The sequence below is a fragment of the Okeania sp. SIO2F4 genome (assembly GCF_010672385.1).
Taxonomy (GTDB): domain Bacteria; phylum Cyanobacteriota; class Cyanobacteriia; order Cyanobacteriales; family Microcoleaceae; genus Trichodesmium.
In genome coordinates this window covers 1-15,193 of the sequence record NZ_JAAHGT010000134.1, presented here as the reverse complement: position 1 = coordinate 15,193, position 15,193 = coordinate 1, and the positions used below count along the sequence as shown (strand labels likewise).

The following is a 15,193-nucleotide window of genomic DNA, read 5'->3' as shown; positions in this document are numbered from 1 at the left end:
CAAGGCGCGAATTAATTAATTAATAATTCGGTAAGAATCTTGGGGTGCATTTCTCACTTCTTTATGTCTAATTCAATACACTTTTCTGAGAAAAAAGCCTTTCAAATGACTTATACATAACTTCTCTCTAATGTCTACGTTTTATGTTAAGAAAGATGTTTATAAAGCATAGGGAAATAAAGAGGAGCAAAGAAAAAAATATTGTTAAGTGTCTTGAGTAGGTCTTATACCAATTTTCTTAAGTATGGCTACACATCATATTTCAAAAATTAAACATATAATCTGGCAGGAGACAACCAGTGTAGCCTAAGTTTATGAAATTGGTCTTATACTAAGGGTGAAAAAAGAATTTTACAACTCACATTTCGCACTTCAAATTGAAACATTAAAAGTAGTATAACGATCGGTAAGTTGGTAGGTATTTATACTATATCGCTCCTATTCATTGACCTTTCTGTGCAGTCAGATTCTCAGGAAAATATTAAGTATAAATACTCAATTACTTACTCCTATTGACCACTATAATTGTCTCCTGTCTCCTGTCTCCTATATTTAATACTACATTGTGTCGTGGGGAATGTAGGTTACAAATAAGCTTGAGTAAAAAGGGCTTTATTTGAATAACCTTCTCCTGACGGAGAGGTTGCGCGAATGGCTGGAAGTCAGGAGTTAGGAGATAGATTATTGTTGGTTTTTGGGATGAAGACTGGCTGTAAGCCTTATGAGGTAAAACATCCCCACCGTCTGCACCGTGTCTACAATTGGTTCGGGTCCAATCCTCAACAAATTGATTCTCTCTCCAGAATTGCTGTCTCCTGAGTCCTTCTTCAATGTTTCTGTGACTAAAAATAGAAGATGAACACAAAAAATGCTGAAATTTTATTCCTCCTGACTTTTAAGCAGCAGCCTAAATATTTGTACTAGCGTTTCTAGACTAAAATTGTGGTTTAGGAGCAAGCAACGAGCGAAGACCTCTCCCCCAACCCCTCTCCTGCTCCGAGAGGGGTGAAATCTACCCCAACGCTAGCACTTAAGGGGGTTGGGGGGTTGGGTTTTTTTAACCCACATTTTCAAGCTTGACGCGCCAGTACCAAAAATTTATCACGGCTGGTATTATATTATGTTGGCTTAGGGTTTATGCAGGACATGGGAACCTTAGAATTATGCACTTGGTGTCTGAATTTTATTTTTTGACTGAAGAAAGTGGCCTGTAAACTCGATAGTTAATTTGAGGAAAAATATTGTCGATCGCCTCAACCTTTTCCAACCAACCAGAATCAATCTTTCTCTCTAGAATCTCTTCATAAAGCTTAGTAAAACGCCTCAAATGCGATCGTGTCCTTCGCACGGCATAAGGAACCATAGTACCCGTACTCATAATAAACGCCCAGTCAGAAGATTGAGCCAGTAATAATTCTCGGCCTGCCTGATTTAAGGCCCGCACCTCCAGCTCATCTTGTGTTTCCCATTGCCCCAACTCAACCATTCGTTCTGTAGCCTGATGCAAATGAGGATAAATCCAAGAATTAGTATGATTAAGCCAATATTCATGGAAACCCTTATATCCCCAACTCGACTGTGCTGGAAGACAAACTTGATGTTCGGTATGTTTGTGTAAATAATCTGCCAAATGAGTCATCCGATAAGTGCTTTGGTCATACCAAGTTTTGCGGAATAGGAAATCCAAAAACCAAGGCCCTTCATACCACCAGTGACCAAATAACTCAGCATCGTAGGGAGAAACAATAATCGGGAGTCGCTCCATAAGATGGTATAAATGCTCAACCTGGCGTTCCCGATTAAACATAAAATTACCAGCGTGTTCTGCTGCTTTTTCTCTAGACCAGTAAGGGTCATACAGTTGTTTATCTCCTAATCCCAAGCCACGACCTGTGATTTTATGATATTTAATGCCTGTATTCTTCCGCTGGCCATTAGGCATAATATAAGGCTTAATATATTCATATTCTGCTTCCCAGCCTAAATCTTTATAAAACTCTCTATATTCTGGATCTCCTGGATATCCTACTTGGGAAGACCAAACCTGTTGAGAAGATTCATGGTCTCTAGAAAAAACAGCTACTCCTGTTTCTGTAAAGATAGGGGCATAACTGCCAAATCTAGGTCTAGGTCGAGCATAAAGTACACCGTGGCTATCTGTGAGGAAGTAACGTATACCAGCATCAGCGAGCAATCGCTCTAAACCTTCATAATAGGCACATTCTGGCACCCAAATGCCTCTGGGGCGACGGCCAAAGTTTTCTTCATAATGTTGACAAGCAACTTCTATTTGTGCCCAGACTGCCTCCGGGTACATTTTCATCAATGGGAAGTAGCCGTGGGTAGCGCCACAGGTCATAATTTCTAGGTTATTGGTGTCTTGAAACTGCTTAAATGCAGTAATTAAGTCACGATCGTAACGTTCCCAAAGTTCTCGAACATTGTTGAAGTGAGTGGCGTAATGTTCTGCGAGGTAGCGGATATGACCGTTGTGGATATTGTGGTCAATTTCCTTTTCTGCTAATTCTTCAAGTAAGCTTAAGTGGTGTTCATAGCGATCTTGTAGTAGAGGGTCTCGCAGCATGGCCACCAAAGGTGGTGTGATACTCATGGTCAATTTAAAGTCCACACCATCTCGCTTTAACCCCTCAAACATTTGGATTAGGGGGACATAGGTTTCGGTAATTGCTTCAAATAGCCACTCTTCTTCTAAAACATAATCGCTTTCTGGATGTCGTACAAAGGGGAGATGGGCATGAAGAACAAAGGCGAGGTAGCCGATAGCCATAGTATCTTAATATGTGATAAATAGGGTGAACTAAAATTGAAATCGAAAAAAATTATAATATTTTCTTTAAGATTGTAAGGCTAAAGGGGTAAAAAAGTTAATGCTATTTTAGATGTGGAGGAGAGTAGGGAGTGTTGGGAGTAGAGGGTCTGGAAGATACGCAAGCTGCATTAATAAAAATGGACTTTCCTCCCACACCTGATAAAAAACAAAAAAGTTCTTTTCTCATAGCGCAAAAGGTTGTTTTCTCATAGCGGTAAAGGTTGTTTTCTCATAAAATAAAATAATATAGATATGAAAATGGAAGGTTTCTACCCACTCCCCTACTCACCCGCTCAAGAAAATGTAGTCAACATTTATCACCCTTGGTATAACTCCTGGCAGTAAAGGTTCTTTTTGGGCTGACTATGGCAGAAAAATCAGAGGCAACTCTTTTGAAGCTCTCTTCAATTATTATGACAAATGAGTTAATTGTAGCATTGCTAGTTATTGGCTCCCCTCTGGGCATATCTAGGATAAAAGAATATAATAGGTTGTTATTACTGCTGTCTGAGGCTTTGCTATTGCTAGCTACTACAGTTATACGGTCTACTCTAAATTCTTCTGGTCTTCACAAACACTTAGCAGAATGAAGTTTAGTGAAAGATTATCTCAAATTTAAGAGGGCAAAAGATGAAAATCGAAGAGCGTCAAGAGTTACTTGAAGAAGCAATAGAACTTGTTCGTTTCTCTGATATTCACCTGGGAGATGAGATTCTAGAACAAGAAGCTGATCCCCTAAAACAACAAGCTATTGCATTATTAGAAAGTCTAAGAGAGGAGCGGGTAGAATTTTCGCCTAAACTGACTGTATATCCATTAAAACCTAAAGATTTCAAGATTGAAGAGCAACAGCTTTCAAATGATATTAAAGTAGGGATGCGCCACTACGATTTTTATAAAATTGATATTCCAATTACTCTGAAGTCTGCTCCGGACTGGGCATTTAGTAGTTTGTTTTGTGATGTCACTTTCTGCCCTGATGAAAAGGGCAGCGAACAGGTGCATCTATTGCCAATTATCCATGACATTTTTCCCTCAGATGAATGGCAGGAAATTTTGAGTTTTCAAGAGTCTCTGACGTTAGAGTTGGATGAAAATTTAGCTTTTCGAGCTGAAGCAGAAAAGATAGAAGGAAAATGGCAACAACTAGGGGCTGAAGCTCAAGCCAAGCTAGCTGTTCAAGTTGGGGGAGGAATCAAACTGGCGTTTGGTCCATTTAATTATCAAATTCGCAAGGCACAAATTAAAGGTCGAGGTCAGGGAACTGTCCAAGCTTCTTGGGAACTTCAAGGAACTAAATATGTCAACGAACAGGATGTCATATTGGGAGTAATTTTAAGGGTTCCCAAATCAAGAAATAAGCCTATCAATGCAATTGGAGCTTTGGAAGTGCAGCATGATTTTCAAGTCTGGAGTGCAGAGTTGTTGGATTTTAGGCAATATTTTCAAGGAGTTCATCAGCAATTTTTTGAGGGAGGAGCAGCTATTTCTAAAACTCAAGTTTGGGAGGATATTACTCGGTTGGTTTAAATAGGAATCCTAAAGAAGTCGCCGATGTTACAGTGGTTTTCATTTGGGTGAACCACAGTAGGGGCGATTCGCGAATCGCCCCTACGATATTTTACTTGTGATGATGTGGTTTATTGATTTGAAAAGCGCTGTAAGGAGCTAAAAATAGTTTTTAACAAGGGGTGACATTGAGAATGGACTTAGAAATACTCAATCAATTTGACTGGGGAGGGTAGATCAATTGAGTCAGTTTGTTAACTATACTCTTATTATCCGAAATGATGGCACACTTGTCCCTCAAATCAACGGGAATGAATCCAAACACGATCGGTTTAATGAAGAGCAATTAAGACATATCAATGCCCATCTACATCTCCTAAAAAAGAATAAACTGGATAGTCGAGAGATGTTCGTCGATTTTGGAAATTACCTTTTTGAGGCTTTGCTAAGACCTGTAGAAATCAGCTTTTCTGGAGAAGTTTGGAGACAACATATAAATAAATCTGAAGACACTAAACTTCGCATAAGAATAGTTTTTGAAGACTTCAATGCAAGGGAATTAACTAGCGAAATTATCAATTTACCTTGGGAATTTCTCTGCTATCCTGATGATGACAATTCCTTTCTGGGAACTCATCCCCGTGTTGCCCTATCCTGTGGCTATCAAACTTGGCTCAACAATCCTCTGTCGGGATATACTGACCGAGAATCTCCCTTGCGGGTGCTGTTTGTTCACGGTCATCCCTCAAAGCTGCCTGGTGTCGGTTTTGTCAACCTTGTGCAGAGAATCTTAACTGAATTAGATGACAAAGTTAAGGTTAGTGAGCTGAAAGACCCAACACAAAATCAGCTTAATAAGGCGCTATCCGAGAAACCTCATATTTTACATTTTTTAGGACATGGTAAACCAGGAGCATTAGCTCTAGGTAATTTATCAAATGGAGAGCCTTACTGGCTTAACGATAAATCACTATCTGATTTTCTGCGGGTAGGAGGCGTGAAATTAGCTGTTCTACAAGCTTGTGAGGGTGCATCCCCATCTGAGAAACTAGCTTTCACAGGAACCGCAGCGCAGTTAGTCAAGACTCATGTTCCAGCCGTGATAGCTGTCCGGTATCCAATCTCACAATCCCTGGCTTGGAATTTTATCAGAATTCTCTATGGCAAATTAGCGGCTGGGGAGCCCGTCGATGTAGCTGTGCAAAGCGGACGTGAACAGTTAGCAATAGGAAATGATTCTCATGCTTGTCGTGATTTTGGAGCGCCTGTCCTTTGGATGCGTCTAAGGGATGGATTACTATTTCCTGCTGTTACAGAACCACCAAAGCAAATCAAAACCTCTTCTTCTCTAGTAGAAGGCAATAGCCCAGAAAACCCAGAGCAGAGCAGTAGTGGATTACAAAATACGATTGAGGTTCCGGTTATTAATAATAATGAGCCGGACTCAGAACAAAAACTTTTAGAGTTAGAAAATTTATTAAAAGAATATCAATGGAGACAAGCAGATGATAAAACAACTGAAATAATGCTAGAAATTGCTGATAAACAACGAGAAGAAGACTGGGAAAAACAAGATATTGATAAAATTCGTCCCGATGTTATTTGCAAAATTGATCGATTATGGCAAGAACATAGTAATCAAAAATTTGGTTTTTATATACAATTATTAGAGTGGAACAAGTGTAAAAAGTGGAAAAAAAACAAAGAAAAATTTGCTGAACGTGTTGGGTGGTATGACAAGGAAAAAAATCAATGGCTCTCATGGGAAGACTGGAAAGATAAAGTTTTTAGAAATAATGTAAAAGTAGGTCTTCTTCCTACACCCCCTCCATTTAAAAAAGATATGAGTCATAGTGTTGATCTAATGCCTCAGCTTGTTAATAAGATTAAACAGTGCGATTGTAGTCATTTTGCATAAATATAAAGTTGAGTTTTAGCTAATTATACAACCTATAATTTTTTTATAGGGTGTACCTTATAATTACTGTTATTAGGATAAATTTTATGTCAATGTTTTGTATAGGACGCGCTACAGAACAGAAAGAATTCAAAGAAGTTTTAAATACTCTGATTAGTCAAAATTCTAACAGCTCTAATTCTAACTATCGGCGTGTTTTTATGTTTGATGGGTATGGTGGAATGGGAAAAACAACTTTGCTAAAAAAACTACAAGAAATTACTAAAGAAAAAGAATATGCAGAACAAATAAATTCTATTTTTATAGATTGGGAAGAGCAAAAAAATAAAGATATTAGATTACGGCTAGGAACTGAAAATATTCAACCTACTACTATACTGAATATAATATTTGAAAACTTTTCCAGAAGTTTTTCTAGTTTATGGCAAAACTGCTCCAGTAAGTATAAGCAGAAAAAAGAATTACTACAAGATAGTCTGAAAAAAATTGAAGAAGCTGAAGAAAGCAGCAGAGAATTGACACAACTTAATTTAGACAAAGATGCATGGGATATTTATCATCAACCTGAAGAAAAATTAGCACCACAGTTAAGTAATGGAATTAATCAATTAGTTGAGCAGGAAGGTAAACCCTTAGTTATCTTTTTTGATACTTATGAAATTATCGGTTCACAAAAATGTGACAATGCTGTGCGTCGTGTTATAAAAGGGACTAACAATACAATTATTTGGGTAATTGCTGGAAGATTCAATCTAGCAGAAAATACTTGGAGAAATGAAGAGGTTCAGTTAGCTCTACTAAATAAATTAAAAGATTCAAATCCAGATATTGTGAAAGCAGCAATTGAATCATTAGCTTGTTATGATCGAGGTCTTGAAGTTGAACAACTCATTAAATTTCTCTGGCCATTAGATAAGAAGCATCCAGATCGTTATATTCGTGAAGCAGCAGTGCGTGAATTAGGAAAAATAATTGATTCAAATGTTAGTGAAAAAATGTTATTGCGGGTAGTTGAACCAATTGTTCAAACTCTACGAAAAGATGATATTAGTCAGGTGCGAGATGCTGCCAAAAAATCACTAGGACAAATTTATTTTGCACTAGAGGAAAAACTAAATCTATCTTTTCCACCCCCAGAATTTACCTTAGCTGAACGAACCTGGAGACGTGAAAATAGAAAGGAAGAGGAACTTAGTAAGTTTTATCAGGAAATATTACCAACTGAAGTAAAACTTCCTTCTAATAAATCACAAAAGGTAGAGTTACTCACCCAGTTTCTTGGTCAGAACAATCAAGATCTAGATATTCAAGCTGCTGCTGCAAGAGAGTTGGGAGAAATAGGTTCACCTGCTGCGAATACTGCTATTCCAGAATTGATTAATGCTTTAGACTATAGTAATAAGAATAGCGATCGCTATCTACGAGAAGAAGCAGCAAAAGCACTCAGTAAATTAACACCTACGATAGAGATTGTAAATGCTCTGAATAAAGCTAATCGCCAGGATGTTATTAGCAATGTACGCGGGGCGGCAGAAAAAGCTTTAAAAAGTATTGCTAATCTAGATAATTCTATGGGAAAACGAGCGCAGCGCTACCTTAAATTGATGAATCCAGACGAGCTACAACCTAAAGAAACAAGTGTAGAAAATTCAATGGGAACTCTAGAAACTCTTAGTAAGATTAGAAGTTTGAGCGATGAACAGGTCGATCAACTCATTGAAGCTGCTCAAGTTCTTGGGAACTATGATCAAGAGCCAGAATTTATTAATGATGCAACTAAAACGTTAATTAAAGCACTAGAAAATGAAAATCAAGATCCAAATGTAGTTGCTGCTGTAGCAAATGCACTCGGTAAAATTGGGAATTTCTGCGCTTTGGGATCTTTACTTGGCAAGCTTGAAGAAATAAAATCTGGAGATCGGGTTGCTCGTCAGTTTGTTGTTAAAGCATTAGGAAGTTTACAATCAAAACTCTCAAAGGAAAATCAAAGTGCTAATTTAGAAATAGTCATTGATACTTTAATTGATACGTGGCGCAATGATGCAATTAGTAGTGTTCGAGGTGCTGTTGAACCTGCTATCCAAGAGATATATAAAACTACTCGCCATCCAACTGCTTATAAAGCATTAAAACGATATCCTAATTATAAAGATGAAGATGTTGAAGACTTTTATGAAAAGTTTTTCAGCGACTTTCCCCTGAATTAATTCAAAAATCCTAAACTCACTTAATTTCAACATATTACTAGAGGTAAAACCCAATGAACTTTCCGGTTAAAGCAAGAGAAGGCAAAGCTTACAAAACACCATACGGTCAAACCGTTACTGTATCGGATACAATGAAGAAAATCTCTAACCCTAATACCCAAAGTGAAGCATTAGGGGATTTAGGAATTACCATCAATAATTATCAGTTAAAGATTGAATTTTCTGAAACTGGCAACCCTTATGCAGAGCCAGATGGCGATCGCACAAGAGTATCTGATACTTCAACCCAAACTGTTACGGTAGAGCTAATACTTGATGCTCCTCCTCCACTTACTCTTAAACTTCAAACTCAAGTTTCTCCATTTACACAAGATAGTGTCAACTTTTTCGGTTGGGTGAGATTAGAAACTCCAGATGGAGAAGTGCGCAGTATTCCGATGACAGGTCGGGGTACGGTTGCTTTGGAGGGCAAAGAAAGCGGTGATATTCATGCTGGAATTGTTACTGGGGGAGCTTGTGCTTGTTTTCAACAAAGAGCAGCTTTGGTTTTAGCTGTGGCTGCTGCAACTGGTGCAAAGAGTGAACAACTCGATGAAATTGGAGAGAAATTGCACACTCTCAATGATAGTTTTCATGGACGGGGAGAAATGTTGGATTATACAGTTGAAGCAGCTAAAACTTCCCAGGATAATATGCCAAGCTATACAAAGTTTATGGCAGATCGTTATCCAGAAAGCCAGCGTTCAACGCTTCTTCAAAGTGTTATTGAGAGAGGAAAACCTAATGCTGCTTTTTATGAAAAGGTTTTAACTAAGATGACAGAAGAAGAGCTGGCAATAGATCGAGAAACTGAATAATTTAGCTGTAGTGATAATTGAGTCAATAAACACAGGACTTACGCGGGAAAACCTATAAACCCGGTTTTTTCGTAAATTTCTATTCTTAAAAACAACGATTTATCCGAAAAACTAGGTTTCTTTGTGTAATATCATGTTCGGATAATCACTTATCATAAAGTATATGGTTTGTAGTAGGGCTTCAGCCCTATCTACAGTTCGGGCTGAAGCCCTACTACGAACTTTAATATAATAACTATTTAGCCGAACATAATATAAGTCCTAAAACATATTCGTACAAGTCTTTATTTAATGGAGAAAAACAACTTATGGTTACTCAAGCAGCTTCAAACGAAAATATTTATGATGCTGGATTAGAAGCAGAGTTTTTTATTCTAAAGAAACGAATTTTTGAGGATAGACCCAATTTACTTCTAGGAACTTCAGAAAACAATATAACTGAGGAAGATCTAGACTATTTTTATACTCTTAATGAGGCAGTTAAGAAATACAAATATTTACTACTTTTGGGGGAACCGGGAGCTGGAAAAACAGTTGCTTTACGAGAGCTTGAGAAAGATATACAGACAGAAAGTAATAGTCTAATTACATTATTTGTACCTATTCAAAAATGGGATTACCCAACAGATATTCTTACGTTTTTAGCTAAAGAGATAGGTGAAAAAAAAGAGTATTTCCGTGAAAAAATCGAAACAAAAGGAATCTTATTACTTTTAGATGGATTAGATGAATTACCTTCTAATGTGTCAAAAAGGTCAGAAAGTAGAGATGCAGAAATTATAGACTATCGCGTTCAGTTTCTCTTGAAGTTATCAGATTTTTTAGGGGATTTTAACCCGAATAATATTTCAATTTTGATGACTTGTCGTTATAGAGATTATGAAGAAATATTGCTCAAAAATGAAGAAAGAAAAAATAAATTAAATTACATTTTTCATGGGTTAGTTGTTCTCAACCGTTTAAAGAATGATGAAATTCAAGAATACCTAAATGAGATTAATCAAAGAAAGCTGAATAATTCTTTAAATAGTGAGTTACTCTGGAATACTATTCAAGTCAACAAAGATGTATTGGAATTAATTCGGACACCATTTTTGCTCTATGTTCTAGCATCTACTTTAGTGTCGATTTTTGAACAAAATCCGAATGTTATTTCTCAAGAATTCGAGCAAATTAAAGCAGTCAGTAATTTAGAAAAATTACTCGACCAATTTGTGATACAGGGGTACATAAGGGAGTCTAAAAAGCAGGGAGAAAAAATATTATGGTCACTTAATGAAGTCAAGACATTATTAGGTGAAATTGCTGTAATAATGATGAGCGATCGCGAGCCAGATGATAATGAAATTTTGCCTGAACACTTCGATAAAGTACTTCAAAATCAACCCACTGAAGAATTTATTAAGTTAACTAAAAACCTATATTTATTATCTGAAGAAAAAGCTGCCAATCAGAACCAAACCACAACCTATAAGTTTCGGCATTTAACACTACGGGATTATTTTGCTTTCGATTATGGTTCCAACTTTTTTAAACGAGAGTATAACTTAAAATCTGAAAAATATGCATTAGTAATAGAACCAGAACAAGTCGTAAAAGCGATTGGAAAAATCAGAAAAATGCAAGTAGTTAAACTATTAACTAAGTTACTCGATCATTCCAATCCAGATGTATGCTACGAAGCTATAAAGTCTTTAGGGGAGTTGAGAACGGTAGTATATTTTGAAGGCTATAAAAGCTATTTTCCACCCGGTCAAGTTGTCGATAACTCTCTTGATGAATTTGATGAATCCCTTATTAAAGAATATTTTAGCAAAAAGGAAGGTTTGGAAATCAATGATAATGAGGCCGAAAAAATATATAAGTACAGTGGTGGTAATGTTTGGATAATAGAGCAAATAGCTACCATGTTTGGTGTAGTTTCTTTAGATGAAATATTAGGTGGTGATTCTATTCCCACACGCATCAAATCCAAGAGTCCTAATGAACAAATTCTGGCAACAACTGTTGAACGTTTGTTACGTTACTGTGTAAACAAGGAGGATAAACGCGCGGTTTACTTACTTGCCATAGCATATCATCCAAATCGTGAATTTCTGGAATTTATGTTAGGTTGTGAAAATCTAGATGCTAAATTGCAGGAACTCGACAAGAACTACCCATTTATATTGCCAGAAAAACAACAGCTAGAGAAGATACATCAGAAGTTTACTAAACAATACTTACTATCACTAAGAAATGAAAGTAATCTACATCCGTCTGAAAATGAATCTCAAAAAATAGCTAAAAATCTTAATCGTGAGGCAGCAAATTATTTTCGGGATAAGTTAGAAAGCTTAACTCAAAAACTAACAACAGCAAAACAACGTTTTAACCACGAAGAATTTCCCGATTTTCTAATTAATTGGTTTTATCATAGGTTCTGGTTAAGTAGTAAAGATAATGTGAAGCGTATATGGAATGATATGATTCCCTATTTGGTAGAAGGGTGGCGTTATGATGAGAATTTTGTGCTTAAACTTTTAGAAGTTGCTGATGAGTTTTATCCAGAAGTTACTGATGAGTTTGAGAAAGACTATCAACTTTTTAAGCTTTTCAGAACTGTTTTAAAGGAAGGAAAAGATGAGTTTTTTCTTGTGGAAAAATTGGTGGAGATATCAGATAATACTCAGGAAAAAGCTGAATGGGTAGCGATCGCACTGCTTAAATATTGTGGTTTTCTATACAGAGACAAGCAGTATTCAGAAGTTTTAAAAAGATCTGAACAAGCTCAACTATGCATACCTGAAGAAGCAAAAGACTTAAGAGAGAAATTTGAGGAATTATTGACTCAATCATTAAAGCAAGAGAAGAAAGATAATTCTAAGGTAAATCCAACAGAAACAAAATCTAGTCCACCAATAAGTGAACCTGATTCTACAACAAGTAAACCTATAGAAAATCAAACAGCAACACAATCTAGTTCACCAATAAATGAACCTGATTCTAATGATTCAGCTTGTACTAATTCTCAAATAGACATCTCCAGAAAAAGTTCTGAAACTCTTATAGCACTGTTTCAAGATTGGAGATATCTACTTGAAAAAAAACCATTATTAATAGTAACAGCTACATTTTCAATAGTAATAGTTGCAGGGGGGATATTAGCATTTTTACTATTTGCATCGATAGAAAGGATCGTTATTGTTACTTTGCCATTGTACTTTATCATTTTTTTCTATTTCAAAAAAACAGAGTAAATAAATAATATAAAATCCGGGTAATTACTATAGCCTACGTCATTGCGACTGGAACGGAGTGGAAGGAAGCAATCTCAGAGATGGGCGGAGATTGCTTCCTTCCGTCGCAATTACGACTGTTCAACCGGATTCTATATAATACCTAATCATTTTTCACCTCTCAAGTTTTAATCCTTTAGAACTATCAAATACAAAATTCCTATTTGATGATATAGCAATCCCAAATAGGTTGTGACAAATTTTATAATAGTTAATTTAAACTGAAAGCTTTATACCATTTCGACCTGATGTTGCGCTTAATAAAAGATAACAGCTATTAGTAAAATTCAGGTCTGGGTAAGAATTATTAAGCGCATTGTTACAGAGAAATGGTATTAGAAATTCAGAATTATTAATTCTGAATTCTGACTCCTGTAGGGGTGATTCGCGAATCACCCCTACCAGCAAAATATTACAACTAAAATAGGATTGTTATAGTCATAAGTCACATTTTATAGTAAAAAAAGTTGGTCTATGCTTCAGCAATAATATCCCAACTATAAAGAGGGGAGTAGGAGAGAAGCAAACATAAAGCTTGTATCTAAAAATCAGGGCAATAGCTGATAGCTGACGGCTGAATGCTTACATAATAATTATTTGTAAGGATATATAGTACCATCAGGTAAGATGGCACCTTTTAGTTGGGCATCAATAAAGCTAGCATTGCTAATATCAGTGTCTCGTAAGTCTGCCCCCCTTAAATCAGCATTCCAAAAAACAGCCTCTGTTAAATCAGCTCCGCGTAAATTGGCATTCTGGAGATTTGCCCCCCAAAAATTAGCTGATTTGAGGATAGACCTCTGTAGGTTAGCTTCTTGTAAGTTGGCACTATCGAATTCTGCTCCTGTTAAATCTGTATTGGTAAAATTGGCTTTTTCAAGATTTGTATTAGAGAAGTCAGCATTCTCTAATACGGAGCCAGTTACGTTCATTTTCTTATAATTAGAATTACTGAGATTTATATTGGAAAGGTTACAGTAAAAACATTCTTTTGATCGTTTTAAAGTTCGTGCTTGCCACTTTGTATATGCTACTACAGGTGTGGCAAAAGCTAGTGAAACTAATAGAGTTATCGTTAATATTTTGAGTTTCATTAGATCGTTTCTGGATAAGAGCGTGATAGAATTACGTTCCGAGACGCGCGTTTCATGTCGCGTTTCATGTCGCGTTTGCGTTAGCATGACCTAGGAAAGCGAAAGCGAAACAAAAAATTTTCTCCTCCTTTTCCTCCTGATACCTTCTTTTTTCGCCTCTTCTCCCTCCTGACTCGGTTTGACTGACTGCTCCTTAATTATTATAATACCATGTCCGGATAAGAGCGTGATGAAAACACTTTTTTCCCTATCTCCTGCCTTCTATCTCCTGTCTCCTGTCTCCTGTCTCCTGTCTAATTATTTATAACTATTAAACCGGACATGATATTAGAGCAGTTTTCGAGTCTTGGAGGTACAAAGTTTTAGGACTTTATCGATAGCTGCAATTATAATTGTTGTAGGGACGTTCCATGGAACATCCCTACAAGTGATTCTCTAAATATTAGGTAATTGTCATCCAATTGACATCCTCCCGACGTTGCGCAACTACGACAACGCGGGATTCCTAATCATCCCGCTCTTAAGGCTTTCTGCTGCCTCTTTACAGAGGATATGCGCAATTCAAGTCGTTCAGCGAAACAATGCACCGATCTCCAAGGTCAAGCCTCTTTTTGGTCTAAAGGCGCGCTCCTAAAGACTTCCCAGCAAGGTATTGGGGGTCTCCCCATGAGCGACTGGCGCTGACACTGGTAGCCCAGCAGCCTTAATCTAACTACTATAGCACACGCTATGGGAAAACCAATCAATGTTGCGGTTTTCCCATACAACGCTCACCCCTTTCAAAGGGGTGTTAGGGGGGATGGAGAGCGCCGGTCTTCAAGCAAAGTTGAGATAACTTCAGAATCTCGAGGGAGAAAAACGCCACAGCTTAATTGTGTCATCAAAACTACCACTGATTAAAGTTTTGCCTTGAGAATCAAAAGTTAAATTCACCCAAGCAGAATGTCCTTTGAGAGTTCCCATTAAACCACCTGTATGAATTTGCCAGAGTTTAATTGTACCCCCAAAATCTCCACTAGCCAAAGTGTTACCATCAGGGCTAAACTGAAGAGATTGCACTTTTTCTGAATGACCTATTAAAGTACGTTGAGAACGCCTACTTATTCGTCGGCGACTATAAGTATTTAGATCCCAAAGTTTAATCGTATTATCCCAGCTACCACTAGCTAAGGTATTACCATCAGGACTGATAGCGACAGACCATACAGGTCCACTATGACCCTTCAGTGTGCGTAGTAGTCTGCCATAACGCCAATTCCATATTTTGACAGTACCATCATTGCTGCCACTAGCTAAGGTTTGACCATTAGGACTGAAGACAACAGACTGCACTTCATCTAAATGCCCATAAAGAGTATACAATAGTAAACCACTATTAATATCCCAAATTTTAATGGTTTTATCTTTGCTGACACTGGCGATAGTATTGCCATCAGGGCTAATTGCTACAGAGAAAACATCTTTCAGATGACTATACAAGGTATTTTTCAATCTACCAGA

At 37.1% G+C, this 15,193-nt stretch carries 10 protein-coding genes; 7 read left to right on the top strand and 3 right to left on the bottom strand.

Annotated features, from left to right (window positions below; genetic code table 11):
- Nucleotides 1-651: 651 nt before the first annotated feature.
- Nucleotides 652-819, top strand: coding sequence for a hypothetical protein (locus F6K22_RS11195; protein WP_293097136.1), 168 nt, complete (start codon nt 652-654; stop codon nt 817-819).
- 364 nt (nt 820-1,183) lie between these two features.
- Here F6K22_RS11195 and F6K22_RS11190 read toward each other — a convergent pair whose 3' ends face one another.
- Nucleotides 1,184-2,788 (bottom strand): glycoside hydrolase family 57 protein, encoded by a 1,605-nt coding sequence (locus F6K22_RS11190; RefSeq protein WP_293097134.1) that lies wholly within the window; start codon nt 2,786-2,788, stop codon nt 1,184-1,186.
- 407 nt (nt 2,789-3,195) lie between these two features.
- On the opposite strand from F6K22_RS11190, the gene F6K22_RS11185 reads away from it, so the two are divergent.
- The 6 genes from F6K22_RS11185 (at nt 3,196) to F6K22_RS11160 (ending at nt 12,560) form a co-directional block, all read left to right on the top strand.
- The gene (locus F6K22_RS11185) at nt 3,196-3,420 is read left to right on the top strand and encodes a hypothetical protein (RefSeq protein WP_293097132.1); all 225 of its coding nucleotides are present in this window, start codon (nt 3,196-3,198) and stop codon (nt 3,418-3,420) included.
- Between the two features lie 40 nt (nt 3,421-3,460).
- Entirely contained in the window at nt 3,461-4,360 is a 900-nt protein-coding gene (locus tag F6K22_RS11180; RefSeq protein ID WP_293097130.1) for a hypothetical protein, read from the top strand.
- A 220-nt stretch (nt 4,361-4,580) separates the two neighbouring features.
- Nucleotides 4,581-6,257 carry a GUN4 domain-containing protein gene (locus F6K22_RS11175; RefSeq protein ID WP_293097128.1) on the top strand — a complete coding sequence of 559 codons (1,677 nt, stop codon included), beginning with the start codon at nt 4,581-4,583 and terminating at the stop codon, nt 6,255-6,257.
- 86 nt (nt 6,258-6,343) lie between these two features.
- Nucleotides 6,344-8,464 (top strand): HEAT repeat domain-containing protein, encoded by a 2,121-nt coding sequence (locus F6K22_RS11170; protein WP_293097126.1) that lies wholly within the window; start codon nt 6,344-6,346, stop codon nt 8,462-8,464.
- 53 nt (nt 8,465-8,517) lie between these two features.
- Nucleotides 8,518-9,321, top strand: a complete 804-nt coding sequence (locus tag F6K22_RS11165) for a hypothetical protein (RefSeq protein ID WP_293097124.1) — start codon at nt 8,518-8,520, stop codon at nt 9,319-9,321.
- Nucleotides 9,322-9,629: 308 nt separating this feature from the next.
- A complete protein-coding gene (locus tag F6K22_RS11160; protein ID WP_293097122.1) occupies nt 9,630-12,560 on the top strand; it encodes an NACHT domain-containing protein in 2,931 nt (976 codons plus the stop codon).
- A gap of 632 nt (nt 12,561-13,192) precedes the next feature.
- Here the strand turns inward: F6K22_RS11160 and F6K22_RS11155 are convergent.
- Together F6K22_RS11155 and F6K22_RS11150 are read right to left on the bottom strand one after the other, a co-directional pair.
- Nucleotides 13,193-13,693 carry a pentapeptide repeat-containing protein gene (locus F6K22_RS11155; RefSeq protein ID WP_293097119.1) on the bottom strand — a complete coding sequence of 167 codons (501 nt, stop codon included), beginning with the start codon at nt 13,691-13,693 and terminating at the stop codon, nt 13,193-13,195.
- Nucleotides 13,694-14,530: 837 nt separating this feature from the next.
- A partial coding sequence (locus F6K22_RS11150; RefSeq protein ID WP_293097117.1) for a WD40 repeat domain-containing protein occupies nt 14,531-15,193 on the bottom strand: 663 nt, incomplete at its 5' end.

Bases quoted from the DNA above. Each gene is read 5' to 3' on its own strand.
- F6K22_RS11180 (WP_293097130.1), top strand. From the start codon at position 3,461: ATGAAAATCGAAGAGCGTCAAGAGTTACTTGAAGAAGCAATAGAACTT.
- F6K22_RS11185 (WP_293097132.1), top strand. From the start codon at position 3,196: ATGGCAGAAAAATCAGAGGCAACTCTTTTGAAGCTCTCTTCAATTATT.
- F6K22_RS11195 (WP_293097136.1), top strand. From the start codon at position 652: ATGGCTGGAAGTCAGGAGTTAGGAGATAGATTATTGTTGGTTTTTGGG.
- F6K22_RS11170 (WP_293097126.1), top strand. From the start codon at position 6,344: ATGTCAATGTTTTGTATAGGACGCGCTACAGAACAGAAAGAATTCAAA.
- F6K22_RS11165 (WP_293097124.1), top strand. From the start codon at position 8,518: ATGAACTTTCCGGTTAAAGCAAGAGAAGGCAAAGCTTACAAAACACCA.
- F6K22_RS11190 (WP_293097134.1), bottom strand. From the start codon at position 2,788: ATGGCTATCGGCTACCTCGCCTTTGTTCTTCATGCCCATCTCCCCTTT.
- F6K22_RS11155 (WP_293097119.1), bottom strand. From the start codon at position 13,693: ATGAAACTCAAAATATTAACGATAACTCTATTAGTTTCACTAGCTTTT.
- F6K22_RS11160 (WP_293097122.1), top strand. From the start codon at position 9,630: ATGGTTACTCAAGCAGCTTCAAACGAAAATATTTATGATGCTGGATTA.